We start from the raw sequence: 15,601 nt of genomic DNA, 5'->3' as shown, positions 1-15,601 counted from the left end.
ACTCCTGCCAGATAAAAATATTCAGCCTGATCTAGGCATCCAATCGGGAGCGAAGATCGGATGCACCGGCCAGGAACATCTCCCTCATTGCCCGCACCACTTGTTTGTTCTTTTTTTGCATCATTCCCCTGGAGACTCTATCGGGGAAAAATCCCGCCTCGAACTCATTCTCTGTCACATACGCATACCCCAATTCGAGAAAATCCCCCAGCATGGGAGAGCGAACGATGGGGATCAAGCCAATCTCCATATACTCGTAGAGTTTGGTTGGGCAGGCCACCCTATTCACAGCGGAGTCATCACGAAGCACCAGGCCAAAGTCATGATTCATATACTCCTGAACCAAATTTTCCTTTGGGCAAAATTTGAATTTCGGTTTCCTTGGCAGCGGCTTCTTTTTTGCATCTTTCTCGATTGCCTTCCAATCCTGTGAAAGAAATTGAAAATCAGCCACGCCATGAGCCACGGCAGCAAGCTCCAGCATGGCGTCTACATTCTGCCAAACCTGTATACCTCCCGCATATACGACCCGGACGGGGAGTTCACTTTCGCCCTTGGGATCACCCACGTTGGCTGGAAAATGCATTTCCTCAACGATCGGCAAGACAATCACCTTTGGATTGATCAGCGGATACTTCTCCCGATAGTGCTTTTGCATGGCACGTGTCACCATCACGCAGGCTTTTGCCTTTCGGAGAACCTCCTGCTCAATGGCTTCGTATTTTTCTACCAGTTCAGGACGCCCAAGCATCACCTCCTCTTCCGGAACGATTCCATGAAAATCAACAATGCACTTCCCGGAGTCCAACCACGGCACAATGAACTCGGCAAGGTGAATGGTATGTATATATACAGTATTCACCGATTCATAAATACTGTCCAAGACCCCCTTGTAGTCGGGACTGCCTGGTGAAATGCAGATCTCCCACGCGTTCTCTTCCACCTTGGAAAAACTGGCTTCCGAGGAATTGTTTTGCGATATATGTATATAGAGTCGTGCACGCTGCTTGATAATCTCGTCCACAGTGCCAATCCGGCTCATCCAGCCCTCTTTCACCCTCTTTCTCGATGGAAATGGCGCGACTATTGCGATCTCTATATCTTCAAACATATTCACGAGATTTTCTCATCGATTGCAGCAGGCCAATGTACTTCCCAACCGTGCTGTCGATCGAGTATTCGGAAAATTGTTCGGCCGCATTCAGAGCCTTCCCCAGATACTCAGGGTATTCATCCAATACCTTCAATGTGGCTTCAGCAAGCGAATCAACCACAGAGTCGGGCATCGTTGTCAGGAATCCGTCCACATTCCTGATATCAAGCTCCTTCTGGGAAAGCGCACAGCCCTGTGCGATATGAACATGCCCATAAGCCTTCTGCAACTCCTGCGCGGCACCTGTCGCGGACAGAATTGCGGGAAGGCCAAAGAAGGACAATTCAAGCGTGGCGATGCTAAAGCCTTCCAAGACGGAAGGAAGAATGCCAACATGGGCCGATGCCATCAGCTTGGACAGATCACGCCTGGACAGTGCGCCAGCAAGCGTGACAGACCCGGAGATCCCCAATCGTTCGACGTCTTCATTCAATTTTGAAAAAATATCCGGATAACCATCCATGGATCCCGCCATCACAAGTCGTGCATCTGGATATTTTTGCTTTATCCGGGCAAACGATTTCACAATCAGCCTATGGTTCTTCTGCGGGTGAAGATTTGCAATATGCAGCAACACAGGAGCACTTCTTGTCTCCAGCCTGTTCTTTCGCAGCAAATCCAAAGGAGGCCGAATCAGATCCAGATTATTCAGTCCATTGTTTATCAGCGACACCCTTGCAGCATCGATGCCCAACTCCTCCGTGGAGAATTTTTCAACAAATCCGGATACTGCAATGAAATGATCAATATCATTTCTACGCATATCCGCGATAGCCCTGCTTCCTCTTTGCCAATAATATGCATTGTGAATCACTTCAAGCACGGGAATGCCAGCTACCCGGAATGAATCCAGAGAAAAGTAGCAATGATGGGTAATAGCTACCGTATTGACGGACTTGGCTATGGCTGATCTCAGAGCTTCTGTGTTCTGGTGCAGTTCCATGACGTCGATGCCGTGCGATCTCGCTTCTGCAGCACTTCGCCCGCCATCCTTTGCCACCAGAATCTTGCATTGAATTCCGGCTTGACGAAAATTCAGACACAGGTCAATCACGACTCGCTCGACACCACCATCATGAAATGCATCGACAAGCATTATCACCTGCTGCGTCGAGCCGGCTGAACGCGCCTTGTCCGAATCAAGATTCACGAACCCAATCGATGCCTCAGACGGAGCCTTCCCCTCCGGAGGCTTGACATGTGGCTCGGGCCTACTTGCCTGGGAAATAGACAGCTTATCCCGCAAAAACCCAAATGTATGCCGAATGGCCCCTCCCAGGCCCAGCTCAGACCTGACTTCAGCAAACTGGCTATAGCGCCATAGTACATTTTTAACGACCCGCTCCAACCTTCCTTCCTTGCCCCCTTCCGCCGTTCGCAGGTTGAATACACCGGCCATTCTCTCGACCTCGAACTTCTTGCGGTCATTCAAAAGTCGATTTGAATATTCATAGTATTCATTACCCCAATTCTTGTAATGAATGATCTGTCGCTCAAAAAAGCCAGTTGATTCCCTGAAGAGCAAGTGTGACGACAGATCTGCCTTGTCCAACGCAGACAGGAGATATGCAGCTCGGGCTGCCTTGTCAAAAAGTTGAGACATCTCTGCCAGACCGAATGGCAAAGGCCCCGACTGTTCGCCTGTGATGTTTACCCATGATCCGGACGAAAGGCGCTGGCACTCGTCGATCGAGCGCAACAGATACTGTTTTGCAGCAGGCAGATCACGTTTTTGGAGAGCAAATCTTGCCAGACAGAACAATGCATCCAATGTCTTGTTTCCAAGTATCGGGCTGTAGAGCAATACATCTATCTTGGCGCATTCCGAGTAAAAGAAAGATGCATCGCCAGTTCGACCCTGCTTTCGGGCCAACTCCCCTGCGGCGAACAGCAAAGATACTTGCCAACGAATCTGATGGGCCGTTGGCAGCGAAATTGAGGCATATCTGCGAACGTCCTCCTCAAGGTCCTTGACCGTGGTTTCCAGTATCTCTGGCTGCTCGATATGAAAATAGATTCGACCACACAGGGCCGCACCATAATCCACCGACTCAGGATCGTAAGAGGCCAGGACACGTTCTTGCATGTCTGCAAGTCGATCCTTGGAGCCCATGCGCATGCCGATCGTTACCATCCCCTTCAACAGCCAGGGATTCTGATAGTCACGCGCAAAGGCTGCCACATTGAAACCTGGGTCTTCTGGCAATCTCCATGCTGTTTCTTCGTATGGAATGCCTTTACCCTCAAGAGGATCAGCCATCCCCAGCAAAAGCACCCACTCAGACTCTTGCTCAGGTGTTGCATCGGCCGGAACATTGACCCACTTGCGGCTTCCATTTGGACATTTGAGCGCACCTCCTGCTGTTTGCAGGAACCCTTGCTCCAGCAGAAAGAACTGCCCTACCTCAGCAACCAGGCGGTCCCAGGTATAGACATGAAAATGATGCGGATTGGGGTCCTTGCCCGTTTCATCAACCCAGTTGTTTGGAGCGCAGACCATGACCCTTCCTGAAGGTTTGAGCACGCGCTTCAATTCCCGAAGGTATGCCATCGGTTCTGGAACATGCTCGATCGTCTCGAAAGCAGCAATAAAGTCAATGCTATTGTCAGGAATGGAGCTCAGCGCCTGGGCATCGCCGCACCTGAAATCCACCCCCCCCAGCTGCCCATAGTTGGCTTGCGCATAGGCAATTCCGAAATCACTGAGGTCCACGCCAATGACTGATCTGGCTTTGGATACGTTATAGAGAATATGGCTCCCATAACCCAATCCACATGCCACATCAAGGACCTGGTCTCCAGGGCGGATGAAATCGCATGCCTTGTAATAGCGAATGCAGTGGGCATCGGACCTTCTTCCAGTCACCCGCAGCATGTCATTGTGAAGCATTTTTTCTTCTTCAAGCACGGAGAGATCGAACTCCACTAGTGCCTTGGCCGGTATTTTTTCCAGAGTGACAAATACCTGCCACCCATCCTTATTAAGCGCTTCGTAATCGTTGATGCAATAGTAAAGAGGATGCTTCCGGAACCCAGCCTCGAAACACCGATCCTCCCACCAGGCGCGCCCCTCGATTGTCAGATGCCAATGGCCATCACGGTCTGGTGTGGTTGCTATCTGCAGGAAAACATAACGCGAAGAAACACGATACATCTCACGCAGCGCTGCCGGAACATCTTCCGGAGCCAGGTGTTCAAGACAATCTGTCGAAACAACAGCATTGAAATGTTCATCAGGAAATGGAATCGACAGGACCGAACCTTCGAAAAATCGATTCTTCCATCGTGCATTTGCACGCTCCACCACGACAGATGAAATATCCATGCCTACCGCATCGATATCCAGCGAAAGAAGCTCTTCAATCAGATATCCCTCTCCACAGCCGATATCAATGGCAGATCCATATCCACAGGTTTCTGCAATCAATCGGGCTGTTTTTTTCAGATCACTGCTGCGCTCGCCGACTCGATCAGAACGCTGCCAATAGCCATCATAGAGAGTCTTGTAGTCAAGTTCATTCTTGCTCTGCATCATCCCACCTCGCCGTCATGCACAAATCTGTCAGTCCACCAAAAAAATACTCATTCTTACGCATCAACACCTGGAAGAAAGCAGCCTCGTCCTTCCAATGGAGAATCCGCTGCGCCCCATAGTCCGGACTCTCTTCATGAGATATCGCCGCCTGGATTTCATAAAGATTCGTCCCTAATCGGCAATCAAATTCCAGCCATACGACAAACTTTTCATCAGCGTTGAATCGTCTATTCCAAAATATCAGCTCATCCGAGCCGCTTGCCATGATTCGCATATCTTGATTCAAGGTCCCCCAGGAATATATCTTTATCCCCTCACGATTGCGAACCCTTACGGCAACATTCAGATTCGTTGCTTCAATCCTGGAAAGGCACTCCATCCGAACACGAATAAGATCTCCCGGATAGAACACGCTCCCCGGATTTCCATCGCTATCAAACAGCGTCGTTGTCAATATCTCGACGCCACCATCTCCAAACGACAGATCATCTGTTGGCTCAGACGGGGACCCCTGCTCGACTCCATTTCCCGACAGAAACGCACCAGATGATGAATCAATGGAATCCGCCCCCACCCTGGAAGTCTTCAACTGAATATCTTTCATCGCCTGAATGAAGTAGGCAGACTCTTCCTCATGCATCAGCCTTCTGTAATCCAGCAGCACCTGGGATGAAGCGCCAGAAGAGACACATGTTCCTCTTTTGAGCAGGATTGCCCGCTCCGTCAGCGTTCGCACTGCCTCCTGATCATGTGAGACAAAGAGCAAGGTAACGCCATCTGCGCGCAGTTTTTCGATACGACGAAAGCAGCGCTTTTGGAAAAGTGCGTCCCCTACAGCAAGCGCCTCATCGACAATCAGAATATCTGGCTCAAGCTGCACTTGAACGGCGAAAGCCAGGCGCACCAGCATCCCGCTGGAGTAGGTTTTGACCTGCTGGTCCAGAAATCCGCCTATATCCGCAAATGCCGCAATACTATCGAACCGTGCATTGACCTCGTCGCGGCTCATCCCCAGCATCAGGGCATTCAAATACACATTTTCTCGGCCCGTGAACTCCGGGTTGAACCCTGATCCAAGCTCAAGCAGTGCCGCAACCCGCCCGAATGTTTCAACAGTTCCCCGCGTCGGATCAAGCGTTCCTGTAATAATTTGAAGCAGTGTGCTTTTTCCACCGCCATTGCGCCCCACAATACCGAACGCCTCGCCCTTCCTGACTTCAAAATCAATGTCCCTGAGAGCCCAGAATTCACGATAGTAATTCCTCTGCGGCATGCCTGCAATTTTCTGCAGCCTGGGGAGGACTATTTGCTTCAACCTGTCACGAGGCTGGTCATAGATTTGATAGCACTTGCTCAGCCCATCAACCTTGATCGCAATATCAGATGACATCGGCAAAGCCTTTCCGCATCTTCTGAAACCAGGCAAATCCGGCCCAGGCGATCGCGGCTGCGACACACATCTGCAATGTCCAATTCAACCAATCAACCCCACGACCCCAGATCATTGCACCCCGAGCCTGCTCCAGAATATCTGCAAGTGGATTCAAACGGACGATGGCCTGATATTTTTCAGGCAGCGTGGAAACCGGGTAGAAAACAGGAGACAGAAACATTATCACCGTGGTGATCACCCCCACGACATGCACGATATCACGCAGATAGACACTCAACGATGCCAGTATCCACGAAAAACCCATAATCAGAAGAATCAAAGGAAGAAGAATGATTGGCAGATACAGCATGCTCAGCGGAGGAATTCCAAAAAATATGAGATAAAAAGCCATCCAGACAGATACACTGATAATAAAATGAAAAAAAGCAGTACCCAGTGCAACGAGAGGCAGCACTTCCAGCGGAAATATTATTTTCTTGACATAATTGACGTTATTGACGACCAACAATGGCGCACGCCCTATGCATTCGGAAAATATATTGAAAACCATCAAGCCAGAAAACAGAATCATTGCAAATTCCGTTTTCGAGTCAGTCCCTCCAGACCAGCGCGCCTTGAAGACCACGCTGAACACGAATGTATAGACAATCAACATCAGCAGCGGGTTGAAGAAAGACCACAACAAGCCCAGCGTTGCACCTCGATAGCGGCCAAATATATCCCTCTCTATCAAGCTGAATATCAAGCTGCGATTGACGGCAATAGATTTAATTAGCTCCAGCGGCGACACCGATCGAGCAGCATGAGGATTCATCCGATATCCTTTGTATTATTCTTCATCAATCTCCGGCCATCCATTTCGATGGTCGTCAGCCCCGGCCGTAGAAATCATCAAAACGCACGATGTCATCCTCGCCCAGATAATCGCCGGACTGCACTTCAATGATTTCCAATGGCTCCAGACCTGGATTTCTCAATCGATGGAGATGCCGTACGGGGATATAGGTAGATTCGTTTTCACGCAGTTGAAAGCTGCGCTCGCCATGCGTGACCTCGGCCATGCCCTTGACCACGACCCAGTGCTCTGCCCGATGCTGGTGCATCTGCAGACTCAGGCTGGCGCCGGGGTTGACGACGATGCGCTTCACCTGGAATCGCTCACCACCATCGATGCGGTCGTACCAGCCCCAAGGGCGGTGCACCTTGCGATGCGATGAAGCCATCTGGCGGTTTTGCGCCTTCAATTCGGCAACGACTTTCTTGACATCCTGTGTTCGGCGTTTGTCCGCCACCAAGACGGCATCGGCTGTTTCAACCACGATAATGTTGTCCAGGCCCACCGTGGCGACAAGGCAGGTCTCCGAGAACAACAAGCTGTTTTGGGTATCGATCGCCAGGGTCTGACCGGCATGGGCATTGCCTCGGGCATCGTGAGGCAGCACCTCCCACAAGGCGTCCCAGGCGCCGAGGTCGGACCAGTCTGCATCCAGGGGCACCACATGGGCTGGAATTCCCAAGTCCAGGCGGCCCGGCAGATGCTCCATGACTGCATAGTCGATCGAGTCGGAAGGGCAATCGCTGAAAGCATCGCCTTGAGGTCGGATGAAGTCCAGATCGCGGCTGCTGTGCTCGACGGCAGTCTGGCATGCCCGCAGCATCTGCGGCTGCAGCGCGGCCATGGCCTTGAGCCATTGTCCTGCCCGGACCATGAACAACCCGCTGTTCCACAGGTAATTGCCACTTTCCAGATAGGCCCGGGCCACATCCAGACTGGGCTTCTCTTCAAAGCGCCGGATGGCAAAAGCGTCGAAGCCTTCCACTGCCAGGGACTTCTGGATATAGCCATACCCTGTCTCCGGTCGATCCGCCACGACACCGAAAGTCACCATGGACCCCTGCCGAGCCAGTTGCCAGGCAGTGTTCAGGGCGTGGTGAAGCCGCTCCAGGTCACGGATGACATGGTCGGCCGGCATGGCAAGCAGAACATCGTCTGCATCGGCCACCAGGGCGGCGAGTGTCAGTGCGGGCGCCGTATTGCGCCCCACGGGCTCCAGCACGACCCTGGCCCCATGCAAGCCAGCCTCCTGCAATTGCTGGGCCGCCAAGAATCGATGCTCGCTATTGCACACCACGATCGGCGAGGCCCTTGGAATGTGGGGCGCCAGACCGTCGAGCCGCCTGACGGTGTCCTGCAACAGAGAAATGCCCGCCCCTGTCACTGCAAGAAACTGCTTGGGATAGGCTTCGCGCGAAAGAGGCCACAGGCGGGTACCGGAGCCGCCGCACAAGATGACGGGAAGCAGGGCGGATGTCATGGGGTCGGGGGTTCGGTCGGGGCCTGGATGAGGTCCGCAGCATCCGCCTCGAGCATCGCGAGCCGCTGATTGAGCCGCCGCACATCGCGCTCGATGCGGGTGTTGACCATATCGGCATGCAAGGCCTTGATCAACAAGACGATGCAGGCCAGCAGCAGCAGCATGGCGGGCGGATAGCTGATGCCAAGCGCCGTTGCCAGACGGTTGATCATCCCCGGCCAGACCCCCAGCACGACGGCTGCCGCGGCAACCAGCACCCAGAAAAGGCCATGCATGAGATACAGATGATCGCGGCGAATAAGGTACAGGATCAGCGCAGCCAATCCCACACCCATGAAAGTCGTTGTTATCTGAAGGGATACCATGGTGATAATCAAAACCTACCGAAAGTAGCCAATCGCGCCGCAAGACTGGGCAAATGACGGCCTGAAACGCTCCAATCGCCCACGGAATACGTAAAACTCCCCATTGTAGGTTCCGCATCATGTGCTGCCGGCTGCCAGCCCCTGCTGCACCATCCCTTTCTTTGACAGGGTCGCGCCCCTTTGTTTTCGCCAGCGCAAGCCTGACCACACCGGGCAGAGGGTAACGGCCTGGACTGTTGCCGCACTACACTGAAGCCTTGATTCTCGGCACGCTCCAAAGCGCTTGCTTGCGAGTAACCACTCATGCCATCTCCCACCCTCCACCTCCTGCTCATAGACCCCCAGAACGATTTCTGCGATCTGCCTGACGACTGGTGCCCCGGCCGCCAACGCCCCAGCCTGCCCGTGGCTGGCGCCCATGCCGACATGCAGCGGCTGGGCGGATGGATTCGGCGCGAGGCAGCGAAGGTGGACGCCATCACGGTGACGCTGGACTCGCACCAGCGCTACGACATCGCCCACCCTGCCTTCTGGCAGCAGGGCGATGGCGGCGATGTGGCGCCGTTCACCGCGATCACGGCGGCACAGGTGCGGGCGGGCGTGTTCCGGCCGCGCAACGCCGAGGCGCTGCAGCGCAGCCTGGACTATCTGGATGCACTCGAAGCGAGCAGCCGCTACACGCTGATGGTCTGGCCCGTGCACTGCGAAGTGGGCAGTTGGGGCCACGGTATCCATGCCGATGTGCTGGCGGCCTGTGGCGACTGGCAGCAGCAGCGCCAGCGCGCCGTATGCAACGTTTTCAAGGGGCTCAATCCCTGGACCGAGCATTACAGCGCCCTGCAGGCCGAGGTGCCGGACACTGCCGATCCGGCGACCCTGCTGAACACCGGTTTGCTGGAGCGGCTGGACCGTGCCGGACTGCTGGTGGTCGCGGGCGAGGCGAGCAGCCACTGCGTGCGCTCCACGGTCGAGCATCTGGTCGAGCACCTTCCCCATCCCGAGCGCATCGTGCTGATGCACGACGCCATGAGCCCGGTGCCGGGCTTCGAGTCCGCGCACCATGATTTCCTGGCAGCCATGCAGGCCCGCGGATTGCGGCTGGCCTCCAGCCAGGAACTCCACCTGTAGGGGCCGGACCGCCTTCACGCGCGCAGCCTCCTTTCCTGTTTCCCCAGCATCGCACCATGGCTCCCATCATCACCAGCCTGCTCGACACCGATCTCTACAAATTCACGATGTGGCAGGCCATGCTGCACCGCAATCCCCAGACCGAGGCCGAATACGAATTCGTCTGCCGCACGAAGACGGCCTTCCCGCTGGCCGAGCTGCTGCCCGAGGTGGAGCGCGAGCTGGACGCCCTGTGCGCGCTGCGCTTCACGCCCGAAGACCTGGCCTACCTGGGCGGGCTGCGCTTCATGAAGAGCGACTTCATCGACTTTCTGCGCATCTTCCAGTTCCAGCGCGCCTTCATCCGTGCCTGGGCCGATGGCGACACCCTGCACATCGAGGCCAAGGGCCCCCAGGTCCATGTGATGGGCTTCGAGATCTATGTGCTGGCCATCGTCAACGAGCTGTATTTCCGGCGCTTCGACGCGGAGGCGGCGCTGGCCGAAGGCCGCAGGCGCCTGGCCGGCAAGATCGAGCGCCTGCGCCACCTGGCCTGCGAGGCCAGGCTGCGCAATCCCTTCGAGCTGTTCGACTTCGGCGTGCGCCGGCGCTTCTCGGGCGCCTGGCAGCGCGAGGTGGTCCAGGCCTTTGCCACGCAGACGGCGCAGTGGTTCAAGGGCACGTCCAACGTGCTGCTGGCGCGCGACTTCGGCATCGTGCCCATAGGCACCATGGCCCATGAGTACCTGCAGAGCTACCAGGCCCAGGGCGTGCGCCTGCGCGACTTCCAGATCGCCGCGCTGGAGGACTGGGTGCAGGAGTACCGGGGCGACCTGGGCGTGGCCCTGACCGACACCGTGGGCATGGATGCCTTCCTGGCCGATTTCGACATGTACTTCGCCAAGCTCTTCGACGGGCTGCGGCACGACTCGGGCGACCCGTATGCCTGGGGCGAGAAGGCCATCGCCCACTACCAGAAGCTGCGCATAGACCCCCAGGCCAAGCGCCTGGTGTTCTCCGACGGGCTGGACCTGGACACGGCCCTGGCCCTGTACCAGCGCTTTGCCGACCGCATACAGCTGGGCTTCGGCATCGGCACGCGGCTGACCAACGACATGGGGCTGGAGACCATCAACATCGTGATGAAGCTCACCCACGCCAACGGCCAGCCCGTGGCCAAGATCTCGGACTCGCCGGGCAAGACGCTGTGCAACGACGAAACCTATCTGGCCTATCTGCGCCAGGTCTTCGGCCTGGCCCAGCCTGTCGCCGTCTGACACCGCCTGACACCGCCAAGGCTCCATTCATGCTGCGCATCACCATTGCCCAACTCAACCCCACCGTCGGCGACATCGCCGGCAACGTGGCCCGCATGGCCGAGGCCGCTGCCCGCGCCGCGCACGCGCAGGCCGACCTGCTGGTCTTTCCCGAGCTGTCGCTGTGCGGCTACTACCCTGGCGACCTGCTGGACGAGCCCGCCTTTCGCGAGCGCCTGGAGCAAGGCTTGCAGCAGCTGCTGCAGGCCACGCGCCAGTGGCCGCAATTGCACTGGGTCATCGGCGCACCCACGCGCGCCAGCGGGCCCGGCAAGCCGCTGCACAACAGCCTGCTGGTGCTCAAGGACGGCGCCGTGCGCCTGCGCTACGACAAGCAGCTGCTGCCCACCTACAACATCTTCGACGAGCGCCGCCACTTCGAGCCCGGCCCCGACGCGGCCAAGGTGCTGCGCATAGGCCAGGCCCAGGTGGGCTTTCTGGTGTGCGAGGACGGCTGGAACGACGCCGGGGCCGACTACGCCACCAACCCCTTCGCGCGCATGGCCGACGCCGCCCCCGACCTGGTGGTCAGCATCAACGCCAGCCCCAGCCACCTGGGCAAGCGCGAGCAGCGCCACGAGATCTTCGGCCAGGCGGCCACGCGCCACGGCCTGCCCATCCTCTACGTGAACCAGATCGGCGGCCAGGACCAGATCGTGTTCGACGGCGCCTCGTTCGCGGTGGAGCCCGGGCGCGGCGTGGTCTTCGAGGCCGAGCGCTTTGTCGAAGACCTGCGCACGCTGCAGTTCGACGACGGACGCTTCCTCGACGCAGCCGGCCAGCCCTGCATGAGCGTGACGGCCGCAGGCCTGCCCACCATGGAGTTCTACCGCCGCCAGATCGTGCTGGGCCTGCGCGACTATGCGCGCCGCTGCGGCTTCACGCGCGCCGTCGTCGGCAGCTCGGGCGGCATAGACAGCGCGCTGACCCTGGCCCTGGCGGCCGAGGCCCTGGGCGCGGACAACGTGGTGGCCGTCACCATGCCCTCGCGCTTTTCGTCGAGCGGCTCGGTCGATGACTCGGTGATCCTGTGCCGCAACCTGGGCATCACGCTGCACGAGCACCCGATACGCGAACTGGTCGACGGCTATGCGCGACAGTTCGAGGCCAGCTTCGGCCAGCCGCTGCAGGGCCTGCCGCTGGAGAACCTGCAGGCACGCATCCGCGGCACCACGCTGATGGAGTACTCCAACGCCTTCGGCCACCTGCTGCTGACCACGGGCAACAAGTCCGAGATCTCGGTGGGCTACTGCACGCTGTATGGCGACACCAACGGCGGCCTGGGCCTGCTGGGCGATCTGTACAAGACCGAGGTCTTCGAGCTGTCTCGCCACATCAACCACAGTGCGGGCCGAGAGCTGATTCCCCAGGCCATCATCGACAAGCCGCCGTCGGCCGAGCTGGCGCCCGACCAGAAGGACGAGGACAGCCTGCCGCCCTATGCGGTGCTGGACGAAATCCTCAAATACGCCATCGAGGGCCGGCACCTGTCCACCGCCGAATACGGCACGGCCGAGCGCTTTGTGACCCAACTGCTGGGCCAGCCCGGCGGGGCCGAACTGGTTGAGCGCGTCAAGCGCATGATCTTCCGCAGCGAGTACAAGCGCCGGCAGGCCCCGCCCATACTGCGCGTGCGCCCGCGCGCCTTCGGCACGGGGCGCCAGATGCCCATTGCCGCCCACTACGAATGAAGCCAGAGTGAAGCCACCGAGCCTGTTTATGCAAGAGACTGCCGCCATGGACGCCCCCACCGAAACCCCGGCCACCAGCGAGCGCGTGCACACCGCCGTGCTGATCGGGCGCTTGCAGCCGCTGCACAACGGCCACATGGCACTGCTGCGCGCGGCGCTGGAGCGTGCCGAGCAGATCGTCGTCGTGCTGGGCAGCGCCTGGCAGGCGCCCAACCCCAAGAACCCCTTCAGCTGGCAGGAGCGCGCGCAGATGCTGCGCGAGGCGCTGCCGCCGGCCGATGCGGCCCGCCTGCACTGCGTGCCCGTGCGCGACTACTACAACGAGCCGCTGTGGGTACAGGCCGTGCAGCAGGCCGTGCAATCCTGCGTGCCCGAAGGCGCCAGCGTGGCCCTGGTCGGCCATTTCAAGGACGCGACCAGCGGCTACCTGGCGCGCTTTCCGCGCTGGCAGCTGATCAGCCTGCCGCGCCTGGGCCAGTTCGACGCCACGCCGCTGCGCGACATCTACTTCGGCGAATCCGGCGTGGACTTCGAAGCCCTGGCCGCCCAGGTTCCGCCCGCCACCCTGCAGTTCCTGCGCCAATGGGCCACCACGCCCGCCCATGCGCAGATGTGCGAGGAATGGCGCATGCTGGCCCGGTACCGCCAGGCCTGGGCTGCGGCGCCCTACCCGCCCGTCTTCGTGACCGTGGACGCACTGCTGCGCTGCCGCGTGCCGCACGAAGACGCGCAACAGGACCACATCCTGCTGATACGCCGCGGCCATGCCCCGGGCCTGGGCCTGTGGGCGCTGCCGGGCGGCTTCCTGGAGCCGCGCGACACGCTGTGGCAGTCCTGCCTGCGCGAGTTGCGCGAGGAGACCTGCTCCACGCTCAGCGAGGCCGACCTGCAGGCCGCCCTGCAGTCCGTGCAGGTCTTCGACCACCCCGACCGCAGCCTGCGCGGGCGCACCATCACCCATGTGCATTACCTGGACCTGGGCGTGCTGCCCTCGCTGCCGCCCGTGCAGGGCGGCGACGATGCGGCACTGGCGCGCTGGGTGGCCGTCTGCGACCTGCCCGCCATGGAGAGCGCGTTCTTCGAGGACCACTTCCAGATCCTGCGCCAGTTCCTGCCCCTTCCGGTGCAACAGCCCCTGGCGGACACGGGCGCGAAAATCGGCTAAAACCGGAGATTACGGCGCCATCTTGCGCCGCAATACCGTTTTTCCGGGCTTCCCGTGCTCCCCCGCGTTTGAATGACTACCACCCTACAGATCCGACCCGCCACCCCCGATGACGCCGAGCTCATCGTCCGCTTCGTGCGCGAACTCGCCGTCTATGAAAAAGCCGAGCATGAAGTCCTGGCCACGCCAGAGCATGTGAAGCGCACCCTGTTCAGCGACAACCCCGCCGTCTTCGGCCTGATCTGCCTGCATGGCGACCAGCCCGTGGGCTTTGCGGTCTACTTCTTCAATTACTCGACCTGGCAGGGCCGCCACGGCCTGTACCTCGAAGACCTCTACGTCACGCCCGAGGCGCGCGGCCTGGGCGCGGGCACGGCGCTGCTGCGCCGCCTGGCGCAGATCGCCGTCGAGAAGGACTGCGGCCGATTCGAGTGGAGCGTGCTCGACTGGAACCTGCCCTCCATCGAGTTCTACGACCGCCTGGGCGCCCTGCCCCAGACCGAGTGGATCCGCTACCGCGTGACGGGCGACACCCTGCTGGAGATGGCGCGCGAGCCGGGCTGAGGCCGGCCCCCTTTGTCTGCCTACTCGGGCTCCACGCCCTGGCGCACGGCCTGCTCGACCACCTCGCGCGTCAGCGTGGGCACGAAGGTCTCGATGAAGGCATAGGCATAGCCGCGCAGCCAGGCGCCCTTGCGCAGGCCCAGCCGCGTGGTGTTGACCTCGAACAGGTGGCCGGCGTCCAGCGTGCGCAGGCCCTGGTCGCGTTCGGCATCCAGCGCCACCGAGGCGACGATGCCCACGCCCATGTCCAGCTCCACATAGGTCTTGATCACGTCGGCGTCCATGGCCGTCAGCACCACGTCGGGCTCCAGGCCCTCGCGCGCAAAGGCCTCGTCGATGTGGGCGCGGCCCGTATAGCCCTGCTCGTAGGTGATGATGGGAAAGCGCGAAAGCGCCTCCAGCGTCAGCGCCTGCTGCGACTGCAGCAGCGGGTGGCCGGGCGGCACGACCACGCCGTGCGTCCAGCGGTAGCAGGGCAGCGCGACCAGGCCTTCATAGCCGGCCAGCGCCTCGGTGGCCACGCCGATGTCGGCCTCGCCGCTGCGCAGCATCTGCGCCACCTGCTCGGGCGAGCCCTGGTGCAGGTGCAGGCGCACCTGCGGATAGCGCTGGCGGAAGTCGCGCACCACATGGGGCAGCGCATAGCGGGCCTGGGAGTGGGTGGCGGCAATCGACAGCCGGCCTTGCTCGCTGGCGCTGAAGTCGGCGCCCACGCGGCGCAGGTTGTCGGCCTCCAGCATCAGGCGCTCGACGATGGGCAGCAGCGCCTCGCCGGGCGGCGTCAGCCCGGTCAGCCGCTTGCCCGCGCGGATGAAGATCTCCACGCCCAGCTCCTCCTCCAGTTCGCGGATCTGCCGGCTCACGCCGGGCTGGGAGGTGTGCAGCGTGTGGGCCACCTCGGTCAGGCTGTAGCCGCGGCGCACGGTTTCGCGCACATAGCGCAGTTGCTGGAAGTTCATGGGCAAGGCTCCGCCCGGAGCCGGTGCGGCCCGGGCCT

General features: G+C 59.3%; 12 protein-coding genes. 5 read left to right on the top strand and 7 right to left on the bottom strand.

What is annotated here, in order from left to right; all coding sequences use genetic code 11:
* Nucleotides 1–31: 31 nt before the first annotated feature.
* From ACFPFG_RS23900 to ACFPFG_RS23875, 6 genes are read right to left on the bottom strand one after another with little or no spacing between them, the layout of a single operon-like run.
* Complete coding sequence (locus ACFPFG_RS23900) at nt 32–1,117, bottom strand: glycosyltransferase family protein (RefSeq protein ID WP_197955118.1); 1,086 nt, start codon at nt 1,115–1,117, stop codon at nt 32–34.
* Nucleotides 1,104–4,688 (bottom strand): methyltransferase domain-containing protein, encoded by a 3,585-nt coding sequence (locus ACFPFG_RS23895; protein WP_380108570.1) that lies wholly within the window; start codon nt 4,686–4,688, stop codon nt 1,104–1,106. Before ACFPFG_RS23895 ends, ACFPFG_RS23900 begins: the two co-directional genes overlap by 14 nt.
* Nucleotides 4,669–6,078, bottom strand: a complete 1,410-nt coding sequence (locus tag ACFPFG_RS23890; protein WP_380108568.1) for an ABC transporter ATP-binding protein — start codon at nt 6,076–6,078, stop codon at nt 4,669–4,671. Before ACFPFG_RS23890 ends, ACFPFG_RS23895 begins: the two co-directional genes overlap by 20 nt.
* Complete coding sequence (locus ACFPFG_RS23885; protein WP_380108566.1) at nt 6,068–6,895, bottom strand: ABC transporter permease; 828 nt, start codon at nt 6,893–6,895, stop codon at nt 6,068–6,070. The genes ACFPFG_RS23890 and ACFPFG_RS23885 overlap by 11 nt, the downstream gene beginning before the upstream one ends.
* Nucleotides 6,896–6,950: 55 nt before the next feature.
* Nucleotides 6,951–8,396 (bottom strand): mannose-1-phosphate guanylyltransferase/mannose-6-phosphate isomerase, encoded by a 1,446-nt coding sequence (locus tag ACFPFG_RS23880; protein ID WP_183019487.1) that lies wholly within the window; start codon nt 8,394–8,396, stop codon nt 6,951–6,953.
* A complete protein-coding gene (locus ACFPFG_RS23875) occupies nt 8,393–8,761 on the bottom strand; it encodes a DUF2304 domain-containing protein (protein WP_312373946.1) in 369 nt (122 codons plus the stop codon). The genes ACFPFG_RS23880 and ACFPFG_RS23875 overlap by 4 nt, the downstream gene beginning before the upstream one ends.
* A 303-nt stretch (nt 8,762–9,064) precedes the next feature.
* On the opposite strand from ACFPFG_RS23875, the gene ACFPFG_RS23870 reads away from it, so the two are divergent.
* The 5 genes from ACFPFG_RS23870 to ACFPFG_RS23850 all read left to right on the top strand — a co-directional run bounded on the left by ACFPFG_RS23870 (nt 9,065) and on the right by ACFPFG_RS23850 (nt 14,604).
* A complete protein-coding gene (locus tag ACFPFG_RS23870; protein WP_380108563.1) occupies nt 9,065–9,889 on the top strand; it encodes a cysteine hydrolase family protein in 825 nt (274 codons plus the stop codon).
* Nucleotides 9,890–9,945: 56 nt separating this feature from the next.
* Nucleotides 9,946–11,145, top strand: coding sequence for a nicotinate phosphoribosyltransferase (gene pncB / locus ACFPFG_RS23865; protein WP_012207404.1), 1,200 nt, complete (start codon nt 9,946–9,948; stop codon nt 11,143–11,145).
* Nucleotides 11,146–11,174: 29 nt separating this feature from the next.
* Nucleotides 11,175–12,875 (top strand): NAD+ synthase, encoded by a 1,701-nt coding sequence (locus ACFPFG_RS23860; RefSeq protein ID WP_380108561.1) that lies wholly within the window; start codon nt 11,175–11,177, stop codon nt 12,873–12,875.
* 46 nt (nt 12,876–12,921) lie between these two features.
* The gene (locus ACFPFG_RS23855) at nt 12,922–14,040 is read left to right on the top strand and encodes a bifunctional nicotinamide-nucleotide adenylyltransferase/Nudix hydroxylase (protein ID WP_380108559.1); all 1,119 of its coding nucleotides are present in this window, start codon (nt 12,922–12,924) and stop codon (nt 14,038–14,040) included.
* Between the two features lie 72 nt (nt 14,041–14,112).
* The gene (locus tag ACFPFG_RS23850) at nt 14,113–14,604 is read left to right on the top strand and encodes a GNAT family N-acetyltransferase (protein WP_047326490.1); all 492 of its coding nucleotides are present in this window, start codon (nt 14,113–14,115) and stop codon (nt 14,602–14,604) included.
* A gap of 20 nt (nt 14,605–14,624) precedes the next feature.
* Here ACFPFG_RS23850 and ACFPFG_RS23845 read toward each other — a convergent pair whose 3' ends face one another.
* A complete protein-coding gene (locus ACFPFG_RS23845; protein ID WP_013800726.1) occupies nt 14,625–15,563 on the bottom strand; it encodes a CysB family HTH-type transcriptional regulator in 939 nt (312 codons plus the stop codon).
* Nucleotides 15,564–15,601: the final 38 nt, after the last annotated feature.

This window comes from Delftia deserti (assembly GCF_042653485.1).
Taxonomy (GTDB): Bacteria; Pseudomonadota; Gammaproteobacteria; order Burkholderiales; family Burkholderiaceae_C; genus Comamonas; species Comamonas acidovorans.
The sequence above is the reverse complement of the archived record's forward strand: the minus strand, read 5'-3'. Positions and strand labels throughout refer to the sequence as shown.

Coding starts and splice junctions, on each gene's coding strand:
- ACFPFG_RS23895 (WP_380108570.1), bottom strand. CDS start 4,688: ATGATGCAGAGCAAGAATGAACTTGACTACAAGACTCTCTATGATGGC.
- ACFPFG_RS23890 (WP_380108568.1), bottom strand. CDS start 6,078: ATGTCATCTGATATTGCGATCAAGGTTGATGGGCTGAGCAAGTGCTAT.
- ACFPFG_RS23885 (WP_380108566.1), bottom strand. CDS start 6,895: ATGAATCCTCATGCTGCTCGATCGGTGTCGCCGCTGGAGCTAATTAAA.
- ACFPFG_RS23880 (WP_183019487.1), bottom strand. CDS start 8,396: ATGACATCCGCCCTGCTTCCCGTCATCTTGTGCGGCGGCTCCGGTACC.
- ACFPFG_RS23875 (WP_312373946.1), bottom strand. CDS start 8,761: ATGGTATCCCTTCAGATAACAACGACTTTCATGGGTGTGGGATTGGCT.
- ACFPFG_RS23870 (WP_380108563.1), top strand. CDS start 9,065: ATGCCATCTCCCACCCTCCACCTCCTGCTCATAGACCCCCAGAACGAT.
- pncB (WP_012207404.1), top strand. CDS start 9,946: ATGGCTCCCATCATCACCAGCCTGCTCGACACCGATCTCTACAAATTC.
- ACFPFG_RS23860 (WP_380108561.1), top strand. CDS start 11,175: ATGCTGCGCATCACCATTGCCCAACTCAACCCCACCGTCGGCGACATC.
- ACFPFG_RS23855 (WP_380108559.1), top strand. CDS start 12,922: ATGGACGCCCCCACCGAAACCCCGGCCACCAGCGAGCGCGTGCACACC.
- ACFPFG_RS23850 (WP_047326490.1), top strand. CDS start 14,113: ATGACTACCACCCTACAGATCCGACCCGCCACCCCCGATGACGCCGAG.
- ACFPFG_RS23845 (WP_013800726.1), bottom strand. CDS start 15,563: ATGAACTTCCAGCAACTGCGCTATGTGCGCGAAACCGTGCGCCGCGGC.